At 72.9% G+C, this 14,059-nt stretch carries 15 protein-coding genes; 6 read left to right on the plus strand and 9 right to left on the minus strand.

Annotation, left to right across the window (positions count from 1 at the left end):
• Positions 1-8 precede the first annotated feature (8 nt).
• Positions 9-788, minus strand: coding sequence for an SURF1 family protein (locus ACZ619_RS09620; protein WP_469596324.1), 780 nt, complete (start codon positions 786-788; stop codon positions 9-11).
• 126 nt (positions 789-914) lie between these two features.
• Between ACZ619_RS09620 and ACZ619_RS09625 the strand changes: the two genes are divergently transcribed.
• Positions 915-2,720, plus strand: coding sequence for a S9 family peptidase (locus ACZ619_RS09625; RefSeq protein WP_469596327.1), 1,806 nt, complete (start codon positions 915-917; stop codon positions 2,718-2,720).
• 21 nt (positions 2,721-2,741) lie between these two features.
• Here the strand turns inward: ACZ619_RS09625 and ACZ619_RS09630 are convergent, their stop codons facing one another.
• Complete coding sequence (locus ACZ619_RS09630) at positions 2,742-4,652, minus strand: NAD-binding protein (protein ID WP_469596764.1); 1,911 nt, start codon at positions 4,650-4,652, stop codon at positions 2,742-2,744.
• A 171-nt stretch (positions 4,653-4,823) separates the two neighbouring features.
• On the opposite strand from ACZ619_RS09630, the gene ACZ619_RS09635 reads away from it, so the two are divergent.
• Positions 4,824-5,852, plus strand: coding sequence for a permease (locus tag ACZ619_RS09635; RefSeq protein WP_469596330.1), 1,029 nt, complete (start codon positions 4,824-4,826; stop codon positions 5,850-5,852).
• Complete coding sequence (locus ACZ619_RS09640) at positions 5,849-6,646, plus strand: TIGR03943 family putative permease subunit (protein ID WP_469596333.1); 798 nt, start codon at positions 5,849-5,851, stop codon at positions 6,644-6,646. The genes ACZ619_RS09635 and ACZ619_RS09640 overlap by 4 nt, the downstream gene beginning before the upstream one ends.
• Before the next feature lie 74 nt (positions 6,647-6,720).
• Here the strand turns inward: ACZ619_RS09640 and ACZ619_RS09645 are convergent, their stop codons facing one another.
• The 3 genes from ACZ619_RS09645 to ACZ619_RS09655 all read right to left on the minus strand — a co-directional run bounded on the left by ACZ619_RS09645 (position 6,721) and on the right by ACZ619_RS09655 (position 9,029).
• A complete protein-coding gene (locus ACZ619_RS09645; protein ID WP_469596335.1) occupies positions 6,721-8,004 on the minus strand; it encodes a cation:proton antiporter in 1,284 nt (427 codons plus the stop codon).
• A 6-nt stretch (positions 8,005-8,010) separates the two neighbouring features.
• Positions 8,011-8,484 carry a cation:proton antiporter regulatory subunit gene (locus ACZ619_RS09650; protein ID WP_469596337.1) on the minus strand — a complete coding sequence of 158 codons (474 nt, stop codon included), beginning with the start codon at positions 8,482-8,484 and terminating at the stop codon, positions 8,011-8,013.
• 179 nt (positions 8,485-8,663) lie between these two features.
• The gene (locus tag ACZ619_RS09655) at positions 8,664-9,029 is read right to left on the minus strand and encodes a peptidoglycan-binding domain-containing protein (RefSeq protein WP_469596339.1); all 366 of its coding nucleotides are present in this window, start codon (positions 9,027-9,029) and stop codon (positions 8,664-8,666) included.
• Between the two features lie 248 nt (positions 9,030-9,277).
• Here ACZ619_RS09655 and ACZ619_RS09660 point away from each other — a divergent pair, with 248 nt between their 5' ends.
• Together ACZ619_RS09660 and ACZ619_RS09665 are read left to right on the plus strand one after the other, a co-directional pair.
• Positions 9,278-9,748 carry a hypothetical protein gene (locus tag ACZ619_RS09660; RefSeq protein WP_469596342.1) on the plus strand — a complete coding sequence of 157 codons (471 nt, stop codon included), beginning with the start codon at positions 9,278-9,280 and terminating at the stop codon, positions 9,746-9,748.
• Positions 9,749-9,837: 89 nt separating this feature from the next.
• Positions 9,838-10,356, plus strand: a complete 519-nt coding sequence (locus ACZ619_RS09665; RefSeq protein ID WP_469596343.1) for a hypothetical protein — start codon at positions 9,838-9,840, stop codon at positions 10,354-10,356.
• 16 nt (positions 10,357-10,372) lie between these two features.
• Here the strand turns inward: ACZ619_RS09665 and ACZ619_RS09670 are convergent, their stop codons facing one another.
• Together ACZ619_RS09670 and ACZ619_RS09675 are read right to left on the minus strand one after the other, a co-directional pair.
• Entirely contained in the window at positions 10,373-11,314 is a 942-nt protein-coding gene (locus ACZ619_RS09670) for a sulfite exporter TauE/SafE family protein (RefSeq protein WP_469596345.1), read from the minus strand.
• 110 nt (positions 11,315-11,424) lie between these two features.
• Positions 11,425-11,685: a twin-arginine translocase TatA/TatE family subunit gene (locus ACZ619_RS09675; RefSeq protein WP_469596347.1), complete on the minus strand. Its 261-nt coding sequence runs from the start codon at positions 11,683-11,685 to the stop codon at positions 11,425-11,427.
• 99 nt (positions 11,686-11,784) lie between these two features.
• On the opposite strand from ACZ619_RS09675, the gene ACZ619_RS09680 reads away from it, so the two are divergent.
• Positions 11,785-12,795 carry an ion transporter gene (locus ACZ619_RS09680; protein WP_469596349.1) on the plus strand — a complete coding sequence of 337 codons (1,011 nt, stop codon included), beginning with the start codon at positions 11,785-11,787 and terminating at the stop codon, positions 12,793-12,795.
• Positions 12,796-12,814: 19 nt separating this feature from the next.
• On the opposite strand, the gene ACZ619_RS09685 is transcribed toward ACZ619_RS09680, so the two are convergent.
• Together ACZ619_RS09685 and ACZ619_RS09690 are read right to left on the minus strand one after the other, a co-directional pair.
• Entirely contained in the window at positions 12,815-13,474 is a 660-nt protein-coding gene (locus ACZ619_RS09685) for a zinc ribbon domain-containing protein (protein ID WP_469596352.1), read from the minus strand.
• A 158-nt stretch (positions 13,475-13,632) separates the two neighbouring features.
• Positions 13,633-14,019 carry an ArsR/SmtB family transcription factor gene (locus ACZ619_RS09690; protein WP_469596353.1) on the minus strand — a complete coding sequence of 129 codons (387 nt, stop codon included), beginning with the start codon at positions 14,017-14,019 and terminating at the stop codon, positions 13,633-13,635.
• Positions 14,020-14,059: the final 40 nt, after the last annotated feature.

Genomic DNA, 14,059 nt, shown 5'->3' on the forward strand with positions numbered 1-14,059 from the left:
GGCGGCGGTCAGATCCCGACGGGCTCTTCCTCCGGGACGATCCCCAGGGCCGCGTCCCGCTCGAACTCCACCTCGCGGCGCAGCAGCCGGAACCACATGAACACCACGAACCCCGCGAACACGAACCACTCACCGGTGTAGCCGAGGTTCTGGAACGCCTTCAGGTCGAGTCCGGAGTTGTCCGGCGCGGTCGCCGGCACGGCCGTCATCCCCGAGTCGGCCTTGTCCAGGGTGATCCAGGCGTCGTACACCCGGTACGGCACCAGGTTGACCAGTGAGGCCGAGCTGATCGCCGCCGTCTGCCCGGACGGCAGCCCGCCCGTGGAGCTGACGCCGTTGTCCCCGGGCGTCTCGTTGGCCTGGAGCGCGCCGGTGACGGTGACCTCGCCGGCGGGCGCGGCGGGCGCCTTCGCCGCGTCGGCCCGGCCGGGCAGCCAGCCGCGCACCACGGGCAGGGCCCTGCCGGAGTCGGTGCGCAGCATGGTCAGGACGTAGAAGCCGTCCTTGCCGTCGAGCTGACGGTCCGGCACCAGCAGCTGCTTGTCGTACCGGCCGGTGACGGTGGCCCGCTTGCCCGAGGTGCCCTGGTCGACCGGGAGCAGGTCGGCCAGCGGCCGGGGCGCCTCCGTCTTCGCTTCCTGGACCTGCTCGGTCGCCTCGTGGTGGCTCTCCACCCGGGCCTCGAACCGGCTCAGCTGCCACGACCCCATGAAGATGCAGAACGGGATGGCGAGCAGCACGAAGACGTTGATGCCCCACCAGCGGGGTGTCAGCAGGAAGCGGTACACGCCGTCCACGGTACGGGGCGCTTTGCGGGTGGTTCGGGGTGGGGTGCGCAAAGTTATCCACAGGCTGGGGGTACCTGCCAGCGCGTTGTGGGCCGAGCCAGGCACTATGGGGCCATGACTGCGGCCATGAGTGAGAGCGACATGCCGGACTGGGAGAAGAGGTTCCGCGCCCCGCGGGTCTCCCTGCCGGACTGGGCGGAGGACGCCCCCGACCGTTCCCTGTTCGTGTCGAACGCGACGGGGACGTACGAGCTGTACGCCTGGGACCGCGCGAGCGGGGAGCAGCGCCAGGCGACGAACCGGCCGAACGGCACGACGGACGGGCTGCTCTCCCCGGACGGCGCGTGGATCTGGTGGTTCGACGACAAGGACGGCGACGAGTTCGGCGTCTGGCGCCGGCAGCCCTTCGCGGGCGGCCCGGACGAGGAGGCGACGCCCGGCCTGGAGCCGTCGTACCCCTCCGGCCTGGCGCTGGGCCGGGACGGCCGGACGGCGGTCGTGGGCCGGTCCACGGACGACGAGGGTACGACGATCCACCTGGCCAGAGCGGGTCAGAAGCCGCTGGAGATCTACCGCCACCACGAGTCCGCGGGGGTCGGCGACCTCTCCCACGACGGCTCGCTGATCGCGATCGAGCACACCGAGCACGGCGACGCGATGCACTCGGCGCTGCGCGTGGTCCGCCCGGACGGCTCGACGGTCGCGGAGCTGGACGACACCAGGGGCGGCGAGGAGGAGCTGGGCCTGGAGGTGCTGGGCTTCGCCCCGGTCGAGGGCGACCCGCGGCTGCTCATCGGGCACCAGCGGCGCGGCCGTTGGGAACCGCTGGTCTGGGACGTCGTCTCCGGGGAGCAGACCGAGCTGACCCTGGACCTGCCCGGTGACGTGGGCGCGGAGTGGTACCCGGACGGCAGCGCCCTGCTCATCGTCCACAGCCACAGGGCCCGCAGCGACCTCTACCGCTACGACCTGGCCACGGGCGGGCTGACCGCGATCCCCACCCCGGCCGGTTCCGTCTCCGGTGCCACGGCCCGGCCCGACGGCACCGTCGAGTACCTGTGGTCCTCGGCCGCCGAGCCGCCCGTGGTCCGCTCCACGACGGGCGGGATCGTCCTCGACCCGCCCGGCATGAAGTGCCCGCCGTCCGTCCCCGTCTCGGACGCGTGGGTGGAGGGCCCCGGCGGGGTCATCCACGCCCTGATCCAGAAGCCGGCGGGCGCGACCGGTCCGCTGCCGACCGTCTTCGACCTGCACGGCGGCCCGACCTGGCACGACAGCGACAGCTTCGCGGCGGGCCCGGCGGCCTGGGTGGACCACGGCTACGCGGTGGTCCGCATCAACTACCGGGGCTCCACGGGCTACGGCCGCGCCTGGACGGACGCGCTGAAGCACCGGGTCGGCCTGATCGAGCTGGAGGACGTGGCGGCGGTCCGCGACTGGGCGATCGAGTCCGGCCTCGCCGACCCCGACCGCCTGGTCCTCACCGGCGGCTCCTGGGGCGGCTACCTGACCCTCCTCGGCCTCGGCACCCAGCCGGACGCCTGGTCGGTGGGGATCGCCGTGGTCCCGGTCGCCGACTACGTCACGGCGTACCACGACGAGATGGAGTCGCTGAAGGCGATGGACCGCACGCTGCTGGGCGGCACCCCGGAGGAGGTCCCCGACCGCTTCGCCGCGTCCTCCCCGCTGACGTACGTCGACGACGTGAAGGCTCCGGTCTACCTCTCGGCCGGCCTCAACGACCCCCGCTGCCCCATCCGCCAGATCGACAACTACGTCGACCGCCTCGCGGCCCGCTCCGCCGTCCACGAGGTCTACCGCTACGACGCCGGCCACGGCTCCCTGGTCGTGGACGAACGCATCAAGCAGCTCGGACTGGAGATGGAGTTCGCGGAGCGCCACCTGAAGGGAGCGCCGGCGGAAGCGCTGTAGAAGCGTCCCGGACCCCGCCGCTCAACCGACCGAGTCGGCGGGGTGGGTCGGCGGCACCCGGCCCGACAGCTCCGCCAGCCCCCTGCGCGTGGCTGCCACCACGGCCCGGTCGCCGTCCCGCAGCACGAGGTCCCCGGCGGCGACCCCCGGCCGGCCCTCGATCGCCAGCACCCGCCAGGCTCCCGCCCGGAACGCCCCGTCCACCGTCCGCCCCTCCAGCTGCGGATGGCCGCCCACCTCCACCACCGCCACCAGCAGCACCTTCCGCTCCACCGGGACCGCCCCGAGGATCTGCCGCCCCAGCATCGCCCCCGCGAAGGACGGCGCCGCCAGATACGACACGCTCCGGCTCCGCGTGATCGCGTGCGGATGCGCGGCCCGCAGCGTCCGGTACACGGCCGTCGCGAAGTCGTCGTCGTACAGCCGCAGCACCGCCTTCAGGTCCGGCCGCACGGACCGCGCGTACAGCACGGCCTCCAGGTTCGTGGTGTCCGCGCTGGTCACCGCGAGCAGCGCGTGCGCCCGGTGGATCTTCGCGGCCTCCAGGACCCCTTCCTGGGTGACGTCCCCGAGCACCACCGGCACCCGCAGCCGCCGCGCCACCGCCAGCCCGCGCGCCTCGGGGTCGGACTCGACGCACACCACGGGGACATGCAGCTCCCGCAGCCGCGTCAGCACCCGTGTGCCGATCTTCCCCAGCCCGAGCAGCACGACGTGCCCGCCCAGCCCCCGGGGCGGCTTCCGCAGCGCGGACGCGGTCCGGAAGGTCCCCAGCGCCTCCAGCACCGCCGCCAGCAGCACCGGCAGCAACAGCAGGCCCATCAGCGCGGACAGCAACTGAAGGATCTGCCGCGCAGGCGAGGCCCCCGTCGCGGGATCGTCGATGGCGAACAGATCGAGGAGCGTGTAGTAGAAGGCCCGTAGCGGATGGATGCCCGTCACCACCGACAACGCGATCGCCAGCGCGACCACGCACCCCACGAGCCCGGCCAGCGACCACCGCAGCCGCCGCGAGAACAGCGAGGCGAGCGGCGGTACGACACCGCCCCGGCGGCCGTTCGGCGAGACCGCCCCCGTGGACGTCGACACCTGCTCCAGCACCAGCACGCCCCGCTCGCCCGCGGCACGTACCTCCGCGTCGTCCGGCAGCAGTCGCGGCCCGTGCTCGCCGCCGCCCCCGGCCGGTTCGGGACCGTTGTTGTCGTTGTTCACCGAGAGCAGCGCCAGCGCGCACAGCCCCCGGCCGGGGCCGTCCTGCCGGGGCACGGTCCCGGCAGGCGGCCGTTCCACCGCCCGCAGCACCAGTCCGTCGGTCTGGATCACCTTGCCGTTCCCGGCGAGCGAGGTGGCCGCGAGCGCGGGCGCGGCGGTGTCGGCGTCGGAGAGCACGGTCGTGGAGGTGTCGCCCCCGCCGCCGTCCGCGTCGCCGTCCGTGCCGCCGATCGCCAACGCGGCCGCCTGGTCGAGGAGTTCCTCGATGTGCTGGCCCAACCGCCGGTTGTACAGGCGCAGCACCAGGCGCAGTCGCGGGTTCAGCCGGCGCGCGGTCAGGGCGGCCCGGATGTTGGTCTCGTCGTCGTCGTACACCAGCGCCAGCGCGGCGGCCCGCTCCACGCCCGCGTCGGCGAGCACCGCCTCGGTGGCCTCGACGGCCTCCAACACCCGCTCCCCGCGCGGGCCTTCCCCGACGGCCGGACCGCTGCCGCCCGCGCCGCCGGCCGCACCCTGGCCACCGGTACCGTTGGCCCGCCCGACGGCGGCGCTGACCACCCGGTCGAACAGCGCGGCCGACGCGGCCCGGGCCCGTCCGACCACCGGCGGCCTGGCGATACGTATGTTCGGCGGTACGACGAGGGTGACCTGCTCGCCGTACACCGTGCGCAACTCGGCGGCCAGCCGGTGCGCGAGACCGTCGTCCCCGCACACGACCATGTGCGCCGGCCCGGCGCCACCCTGATTCGGAACGCTCCCCACGAGGGAAAAGACTGCCTCAACGGGACGCATGGTTCCAGCAACGAAGTGAACAGCCGCCCCTGACCGGCCGTAGGGAGGGGGAGGGAGCATCATCCCGGATCTGACCGAAGTGCCGGAGGTATCCGACCCGTGGCCATCATCGAGAAAGCCGCCGCCCAGCCCGGGCCGGCTCCCCACGACGAGCCCCCGGGCCGTTTTGACCAGGAGGGCTGGCACCTCAACTCGCCGCTGGCCCTGACCCTGTTGCTGCTCCTGGTGGTGGTCTTCCAGGGCCCGGTGCGCGGCGTGCTGGCGAAGCCGGTGATGCAGAGCTGGATGACGGTGTTCGTGGCCGTGGTCGTCCAGGCGCTGCCCTTCCTCGTCCTCGGCGTGCTCCTGTCCGCGGCGATCGCGGTCTTCGTCCCGCCCGCCTTCTTCGCCCGCGCCCTGCCCAGCCGCCCCGCCCTGGCCGTACCGGTCGCGGGCCTGGCCGGGGTGGTGCTCCCGGGCTGCGAGTGCGCGTCCGTCCCGGTGGCCGGCGCCCTGGTCCGCCGGGGCGTGACCCCGGCCGCGGCCATCGCCTTCCTGCTCTCCGCGCCCGCGATCAACCCGATCGTGCTCACGGCGACGGCGGTGGCGTTCCCGCGCGACCCCGAGATGGTGCTGGCACGGTTCGCGGGCAGCCTGCTGGTGGCGTGCGTGATGGGCTGGCTGTGGCAGCGGCTCGGCCGCACCGACTGGCTGCGCCCGCCGGCCCACGCGCACCACGAGGGGGAGACGAAGGCGGAGGCGTTCTGGTCCTCGGTCCGGCACGACACCATGCACGCGGGCGGCTTCCTGGTGCTCGGCGCGATGGCGGCGGCGACCCTGAAGGCGGTGGCCCCGGCGGAGTGGCTGCGCACGGCGGCCGGCAACGAGGCGGTCGCGATCCTCGCCCTGTCGGTCCTGGCGGTGCTCCTGTCCATCTGCTCGGAGGCGGACGCGTTCGTGGCGGCCTCCCTGACCCAGTTCTCGCTCACCGCGAAACTGGCCTTCCTGATCGTGGGCCCGATGATCGACCTCAAGCTCTTCGCGATGCAGGCGGGCACCTTCGGCCGCGGGTTCGCCCTGCGGTTCGCCCCGGCCACCTTCGCCGCCGCGATCGCGGGCGCGGTCCTGACCGGGGCGGTGCTGCTGTGAACCGGCAGGCACAGGCGGCGGTGATGTTCCTGGTCGGGGCGGCCCTGCTGCACGCGGGCGGCACCGATCTCTACCTGCGCTACGTCAAGGCGGGCCTGCGCCCGCTGGTCCTGGCGGCGGGCGTGGTGCTGATCGTGTCGGCGCTGATGACGGCCTGGTACGAGTGGCGCGCCCGCAACCGAGCCAGAGCCCTACGGACCGACGCCCCCCAAGCCCACGACGGCCCCCACACCCACGACGCCCCCCACGCCCCGCACGCCCACACCGGTGCGGAAGCCCACCCCCACCCCGAGCCGCGTATCTCCTGGCTCCTGGTCCTCCCCCTCCTCGCCCTGATCCTCGTCGCCCCGCCCGCCCTCGGCTCCTACAGCGCGATGCGCGCCGGCACGGCCCTGCAACAGCCTTACGGCTACCTGAAGTTGCCGGCCTCCGACCCGATGCCGCTCAACCTGGTCGACTACGCGGGGCGCGCGGTGTACGACCACGGCCGCTCGTTCCGGGGCCACAGCGTCCGCATCACCGGCTTCGTCGCCCTGGACGCCAAGGGCACCCCGTACCTCGTCCGCATGGCCCTCAACTGCTGCGCGGCGGACGCCCAGCCGGTGAAGGTGGCCCTCACCGGCAAGATCCCCCCGGTGCTCCAGCCGGACGCCTGGCTCCAGGTGACCGGAACCTACACCCCCCAGCAGACCCGGGACCCGGTCAACAACGGGCCCATCCCCTACCTCCAGGTCACCACCGCCAAGCCGGTCCCGACCCCGTCCGACCCGTACGACGAGACCTTGAACAACTGACGCCGCGGAGATGCAAGGGGGCCGGGCGGGTCCGGCCGGACCCGCCCGGCCCCCTTGCAGGCCAGGGTCCTCGGTCAGGCCCGTTCCACCGCGTCCCTGTCGTCGGCCAGGTCCTGTTCCTGGGCCTCCAGCGGGGTTTCCTGCTCCGGGAGGGGGAGCGGGGTGCCGGCCGCGACGGGAGCGGGGGACGGGGCGGTGCGGGCGGTGCGGGCGAGGCGGCGGGCCAGAGGCTCGGTGTAGCGGGCGGTGAGCGGGCCGATGATCACGAGGATCAGGACGTACGCGGTGGCCAGCGGGCCCAGGGAGGGCTCGATACCGGCCGACACCGCGAGACCGGCGATGACGATCGAGAACTCGCCGCGGGCGACCAGTGTGCCGCCGGCCCGCCAGCGGCCCTTCGACGAGATCCCGGCGCGCTTGGCGGCCCAGTACCCGGTCGCGATCTTCGTCAGCGCGGTGACGACCGCGAGCGCGAGCGCGGGCGCCAGCACCGGCGGAATGCTCGACGGGTCGGTGTGCAGCCCGAAGAAGACGAAGAAGACGGCCGCGAACAGGTCGCGGAGGGGAGCCAGGAGGTGGTGGGCACCCTCCGCCACCTCGCCCGAGAGCGCGATGCCGACGAGGAACGCGCCCACCGCGGCGGAGACCTGGAGCTGCTGCGCGATGCCCGCGACCAGCAGGGTCAGGCCCAGCACCACCAGCAGCAGCTTCTCGGAGTCGTCGCTGGAGACGAACCGCGAGATGTGCCGGCCGTAGCGGACGGCGACGACCAGGACGAGTCCGGCGACGCCGAGCGCGATGGCCAGCGTCAGGCTGCCCGCCGCCAGGCCGGCCCCGGCCAGCAGCGCGGTGATGATCGGCAGGTAGACGGCCATCGACAGGTCCTCCAGCACCAGGATGCTGAGGATCACCGGGGTCTCCCGGTTGCCGAGCCGCCCCAGGTCGCCGAGGACCTTGGCGATGACCCCGGAGGACGAGATCCAGGTGACGCCGGCCAGCACCACGGCCGCCACCGGCCCCCAGCCGAGCAGCAGCGCCATGGCCGCGCCGGGCAGCGCGTTGAGCGTCGCGTCGACGAGCCCCGCCGGGTACTGGGTCTTCAGGTTGGAGACGAGATCGCTGGCGGTGTACTCCAGCCCCAGCATGAGCAGCAGCAGGACGACGCCGATCTCGGCACCGATCGCGACGAACTCCTCGCTGGTGCCGAGAGGGTAGATTCCGCCCTTCCCGAAGGCGAGCCCGGCCAGCAGATAGAGGGGTATGGGCGAGAACTGGAAGCGTCCGGCCAGCCGGCCGAGCAGCCCCAGACCGAGGATGATCGCCCCGAACTCGATCAGGAACACGGCGGAATCATGCACAGCGCCTCACTCCCGCCCGAGAATCACGGCGGCGGCGTCGACGCCCTCGCGGGTGCCGATGAGGATCAGTGTGTCGCCGCCGGCCAGGCGGAAGTCGGGCGCGGGGGAGGGGACCGCCTCGGCGCGGCGCAGCACGGCCACGATGGACACCCCGGTCTCGGTGCGCATCCGCGTGTCGCCCAGCAGCCGCCCGTTCCAGTACGAGGTGGCCTCCAGCTCGATCCGCTCGGCCACCAGCCCCAGGTCGGTGGTGGAGAGCAGGTTCGGGCTGTGGTGCGTGGGCATCAGCGCGTCGATGAGCGCCGCCGCCTCCACGGAGGACAGCCGCACCGACAGCGAGCAGGCGTCGGGGTCGCTCCGGTGGTAGGCGCTCAGTATCCGCGAGCCGTCCCGGTGCGCGACCACGGACAGCCTGCGCTGTTCCTCTCGCGTGGTGAGGTCGTAACGGACCCCGATTCCCGGCAACGGCGTACTGCTCATGCGTGGAGCCCCCACGACTGCCTCCCCTGTCTCTCCCGCTACTTCTTTGCGCTTTCTTTAACGACACCCTAACGGTCGCGCCGGGCCGACCCGGAAGCGTTTCCTGTCCGATTGCTCACAAACGCGGACGGTTCGGGCGTACGCGCATGGCGGAAAGGCGCGGGTTTGAGACGCGTGTCTCAGGCCGGGTAGGGGAGGTAGCAGTCCAGGGCCGGGTGGTACAGCACGTGCCAGGTGCGGCCCTCGACGACCCCGCTCCGCGGCAGCCCGTGGCAGCCCTGGATCCACTCGATCTTCTTCAGCAGGGCGTTGTCGTAGGACCCGTCCGGCGCCAGCTCGGGCGGTTGGCCTCCCCACACGTTGCTGAGGCACTGCGCCTGGCTGACCGCGGCGCCGGTGTCGCCGTAGGTGAGCGTGGGGCGGAAGTCCGCCGGCACGTAGGAACAGCGGTCGGGGGCGGCCGCGGCGGTGTGGGGCACCGCGAGGCCGAGCGCGGCGGCCGCGGCCAGTGCCGCGGCGGAGGTGGGAAGTCGGTTCCGTCTCATGCCCGCTCCTTTGCCCGCACCTTCGGGGGCGACTTCTGCCCATGATCCCGCGCCCGGGGCGGCCCCCGCGAGTCGTGGCCGCCGCCGGGACCGTGCGGCCGCCCCCGCAACGGCCGCCGGTGTTGCCCAAGTCACCGTCCCCGCTCCGGAGTTCCGCCCGGGCGGGGAACCGCTGCGGGTAGCGTTCAGGCGTCGGCGCGGGTAGGACGCCGGGGGTCGAGGGCCGGAGGCCAGTGGTGATACGGCGGATGGTGGCAGCGGTGGTGCTGCTGGCCGCCGCCGTGCTCCTGCACCTCACGACTCCGCACCACACCACGGGCTCCACCCACACGCCGTACGCCATGCAGGTGGCGCAGGTGGCGCAGGTGGCGCAGGTGGCGCAGGTGGCGCAGGTGGTGCCGGCGGTGTCGGCGGTGTCGGCGGCTCCGGTCTCCACGGTCCCGGCATCCGCTCCGTCCGTACCCGTGATCGACGAGGAGTACCGGGCGCCGCAGCCGGGTGCGGGTGCGGCTCGGGCAGGGGGCGGGGCCGACTTCCCCGCGCTGCCGCCGCGGGCCGGTCACCTGGTCGTGGCGCCGACGCCCGCCGGCGGGACGCCGTCCGGTGCCGTGCCCGACAGCGCGCCCGGGGCGGCCCGGCCGCACACGGCGAGAGACGAGTGGAACCCCGGCTCCGCACCCGAGCCCGACCTGGGTGTCCTGCGGACGTTCCGCTGCTGAGCGGGGGCGTGCCGCATCCCGGTACCTGCCCCTCGTCAGCAACGCCGTCCGCCCGCGCGGACGGAAACCTTCCGACACGGAGCCTCGCCATGCCCCAGCAGCGACGTCGTACGTCTTCCCCGTCCCCCGCCGTCTCCACCGCCGCGCGCCTGGTGCGCGGTGCCACCCTCGCCGGCAGCCTGGCCCTGCTGCCCCTGACCGCGGCCTGCGGCGCCGGCGGGGGCGGCGGAGAGGGGGACGCGTCGGCGGAGGAGCGGGCCGGGGCGTCCAGGACTCCGGCGGTCTCCGCACAGGAGGCCCAGGTCGTGGCGCCCGCCAAGGTCGAGGTCATCGCCCGGCTGACGGGCTGCGAGGCCAGGATCCGGGTCCAGGCGGAGGAGCTGCGCGAGGGCTCCTGCCACACCGCGGACGGCGACTACCTCATCACCACGTTCCCCGAGGAGAAGTACAAGGAGGTGTGGCTGGACTCCATCAGCTCGTACCAGGGCACGTACCTGGTCGGCACGGGCTGGGTGGTCAGCGCCCAGCCGAAGATGCTCAAGGAGTTCCGGCCCAAGTTGGGCGGCGACATCGTCCACCTGTCCGGCATCGGCCCCAGCGCGTCCTGACGCGCGGCGCGCTGCCCTACGAGCCGCTCGTGACCGGCGCCGACGCGGCGGCCTCCGCGGGGTCCGCGTTCTCAGGGTTCCCGGCGTTCTCCGCGAGCCGCGCGGCCCGGCGCTCCCGCACGCTGACGACACCGCCGAGCAGCGCCATGCCCAGGCAGGCGAGCAGGACGACGGTGGACGACGCCTTCAGCATGGACAGCCCGGAGCCGGTGAGCAGCACGACCAGGGCCCAGCGCACCGCGGACCCGGTGACCCGGGTGGAGATGACGGAGCCGAGCAGGACACCGGGGATCGCGCCGATCAGGAGGGTCGCGGCGAGCCCGAGGTCCGCGTCGCCGACGAGCAGGTGACCGAGGGCCGCGGCGGCCACCATCGGGATGGCCTGCACCAGGTCCGTGCCGACGAGGTGGTTCGCCTTCAGCCGCGGGTGGGCCAGCATCAGCATCACGATGATCAGGGAGCCCGAGCCGACCGAGGTCATCCCGACGATCACCCCGCCCCCCAGTCCGATGAGCAGCGTGGCCACGGGTCGTACGGGGACATGCGCGTCCTCGGTGACCGTGGCGGCGCGGCGGCGGTCGAGCCAGAGGCGGGTGAGCATGCCGACGACGGCGAGCATCAGCGCCGAGCCGACGACGTACTTCACGCGCTGCTGAAGGTCGTCCCCGTCACCGAGCGCGCGGAGCAGGAAGACACCGCCGAAGGCGGCCGGCACCGCGGTCGGCAGCAGCCAGCGCACGATGTCCCAGCGCACGGTGCCCGCCCGCTGGTGCACCAGGGCGCCGAACGGCTTCATGAACACGGACGCGGCGAGGTCGCTGCCGATGGCCGCGGTCGGGTTCACCCCGAACACCATCACCATGATCGGTGTCATGAGGGCCCCGCCGCCCATGCCGGTGAGGCCTACGGCGAAGCCGACCAGGGCTCCCGCGATGACGATCGGGCCAGTGGAATCCATGGGCGGGACCTTATCCACCATTCCTATGGGAGTTGTATGGAATGGGTGGCGAACGGGCGCCCGCCCCGTGCGGGGCCCGCCGTTCCTGCCGTTCCTGCCGTTCCCTTCGTTCAGGCCCGCGGGGCGGTCTCGTCCCGGTCGACGACCGTGCCGGAGATCACACGACCGGACTCACCGCTCGTACCCGCCGTACCCGCATCACCCGCCGTACCCGTCGTGCCCTCGGCGCCCTGCTCCTTGAGCGCCCTCGCCTCGCTCTTGAGGATCCGGGACGCCTTGCCCGCGGACCGTGTCAGCTCGGGCAGCTTCTTGATCCCGAGGACCACGATCACGACGACGAGGATCACGGCAAGCTCGCTCAAGCCGAACATCAGGTCTTCCCTCTTCCGTTCGATCTTCTTGATCTACAGTGCTGTAGAAGCTTCCCCGAAGAAGCGATCGACGAACAAGCGCGGAGTCAGGGCAGCACGATGCCGGAGCAGTACGACCAGCCGACCGCAGTCGAATTCCGGTCCACCCGGCTGGATCTGGCCCGACGGTGCCGTGCCGTCACGGAGTCGCGCTGGTTCGCCCTGACCGTCTTCGTGGTGATCCTCCTCAACGCCGCGCTGCTGGGCGTGGAGACCTACACCGGCCTCGTCGAGCAGTGGCACTTCTGGTTACGGCTCGCCGAACACGCCTGTCTGGCCGCGTTCACGGCGGAGATCCTGCTCCGCGCGGGCGCGTACGCCGACCGTCCGCGGGACTTCCTCAAGGACCCGTGGAACCTCTTCGACCTCGCCGTGGTGCTGTGCGCGTTCCTGCCCGTCGTACGCGAGAACACCACCGTGCTGCGGCTGTTGCGGCTGGCCCGGGTGCTGCGTACGGCCCGTTTCCTGCCCCAGTTGCGGATCGTGCTGGTCGCGGTCGCCCGCAGCCTGCCCGGCACTCTGAGCTTCCTGCTGGTCGGGGCGCTGCTGCTGTACGTGTACGCGATGGTGGGCTGGGTCTTCTTCGGCCACCAGGACCCCGAGCACTACGGCTCCATCGGCCGCGCCGTCCTCACCCTGTTCCTGCTGATGACCCTCGACGGCATCGGCGACGCGGTCCACGCGGGCCTGGAGATCTCCCGCTGGAGCCTCGTCTACTACGCCTCGTACGTCCTCATCGCCTCCTTCGTCCTCGTCAACGTCCTCATCGGCGTGGTCATCACCTCCCTCGACGAGGCACGGGAGATGGAGAAGGAGGCGGACGCGGCGGCGGGAGCGGCTGTGGAAGAAAGGGGCGAGCGTGGGCGGCGGACGGTGCCGGCACCCGCACCGGCACAGATCTCCCCTTCGCCCGCCGGCCCGGTCGACGCCCCTCTTCTCCTCGCCCGCATCACCGCCGCCCGCCAGGCCCTCGACGCCCTCGAACACGACCTGGCCCGCGCCGTACCTCTGCTCGCCCCCGCCCCCACCCGCGCCGCCTCCTCCGCCTCCGCTTCAGAAGAAGTCGGATAGCCCGAGGGGGGCGCGCTCGCTACCTGCGCGTACCGCATCCCGGGCAGAACGCCGCCCCGTCCGGCACGACGGCTGAGCACGAGGGGCACCGGTCCGGCTGGGCCAGTTGGTGGCCGCAGCCGGAGCAGAAGGCGGCGCCGCGGGTCTCGGTGCGGCAGTGCGGGCAGACCAACTGCCGGGGCGTGTGCGGGTCGTAGGCCTGTCCGGTCTGCTGCCCGGCGGCGTACGCGCGCTGCGAGGCCATGTCGTTGAGGCCGCGCTGCTGCGCCGCCATCGCCTCGGCCGCGGTGTCCGGCGCGCAGCGCAGGCACAGTCCCTGCTCCGCGTTCCAGCAGCGGCCGCAGACGTAGTCGGTGCAGCGGGCGCAGCGGTTGAAGTGCCCCTGCGCGTTGTCGATCGCCCGCTGGAACGCCTGGTCGCGGGCGCGTCCGTAACCGGCCCCCGCCAGCCCGTCGGCCGCCGACGTCAGCCCCGACCCCGTACGCCCGAGCAGCCCCCAGGCCACGTCGACGCCCTTGCGGAGCCAGGTCGCGGCCCGCTCCCCGGTGTACGGCTCGAACGGCGAGCGCCAGGTGTCGTAGCAGCGCGCGCACGAGAACTCGAACTGGAAGCCGGCTCCCGTCCCGTCCCGCTCGCACAGGTCGCGGTAGTTGTTGCTGAAGTAGATCTCGCCGCTCACGTGGTCCCCCCACAGGTCAGGCCGTCGGCACACATGCCGTACGACGCTGGGAAAACGGTACTGGTTCTGGCCACGGCCACGTTTTCAGGCCATGGAGGGGGCGGGTGGGGCGGCGAACGGGGAGGGGCCGGCGGGAACGGGAGGGCGAACTGCCGCCGTCAGCCGGTCTGTTCGTCCTTGGGGGCCGTCGCCGGGGTGTCGTGGATCCCCAGGCGCAGATGCTCGACGTGGTACAGCGCCTGGTCGAGGAGTTCGGCGACGTGGTTGTCGTAGAGCGCGTAGATGATCGAGCGGCCCCGGCGCTCGCCCGTGACCAGGCCGAGGTTGCGCAGCAGGCGCAACTGGTGGGAGCAGGCGGAGGGTTCCATGTCGACCGCGGCCGCCAGGTCACCGACCGAGCAGGGGCCTTCCTGGAGCCGGGCCAGGATGTGCAGCCGCGACGGGGTGGCGAGGGCCTGGAGGGTGGCGGCCACGTCGGCGGTGCCGACGGCGTCGAGGCGTTCGCGGGCGGTCGCGTTGTTGGTGGTGACGACTCCATGGCCCATGCGGGACAGCATACCGGCGTTATCTGAAGACCTGTTCAGG

It is taken from the genome of Streptomyces sp. NPDC104367 (assembly GCF_055583825.1).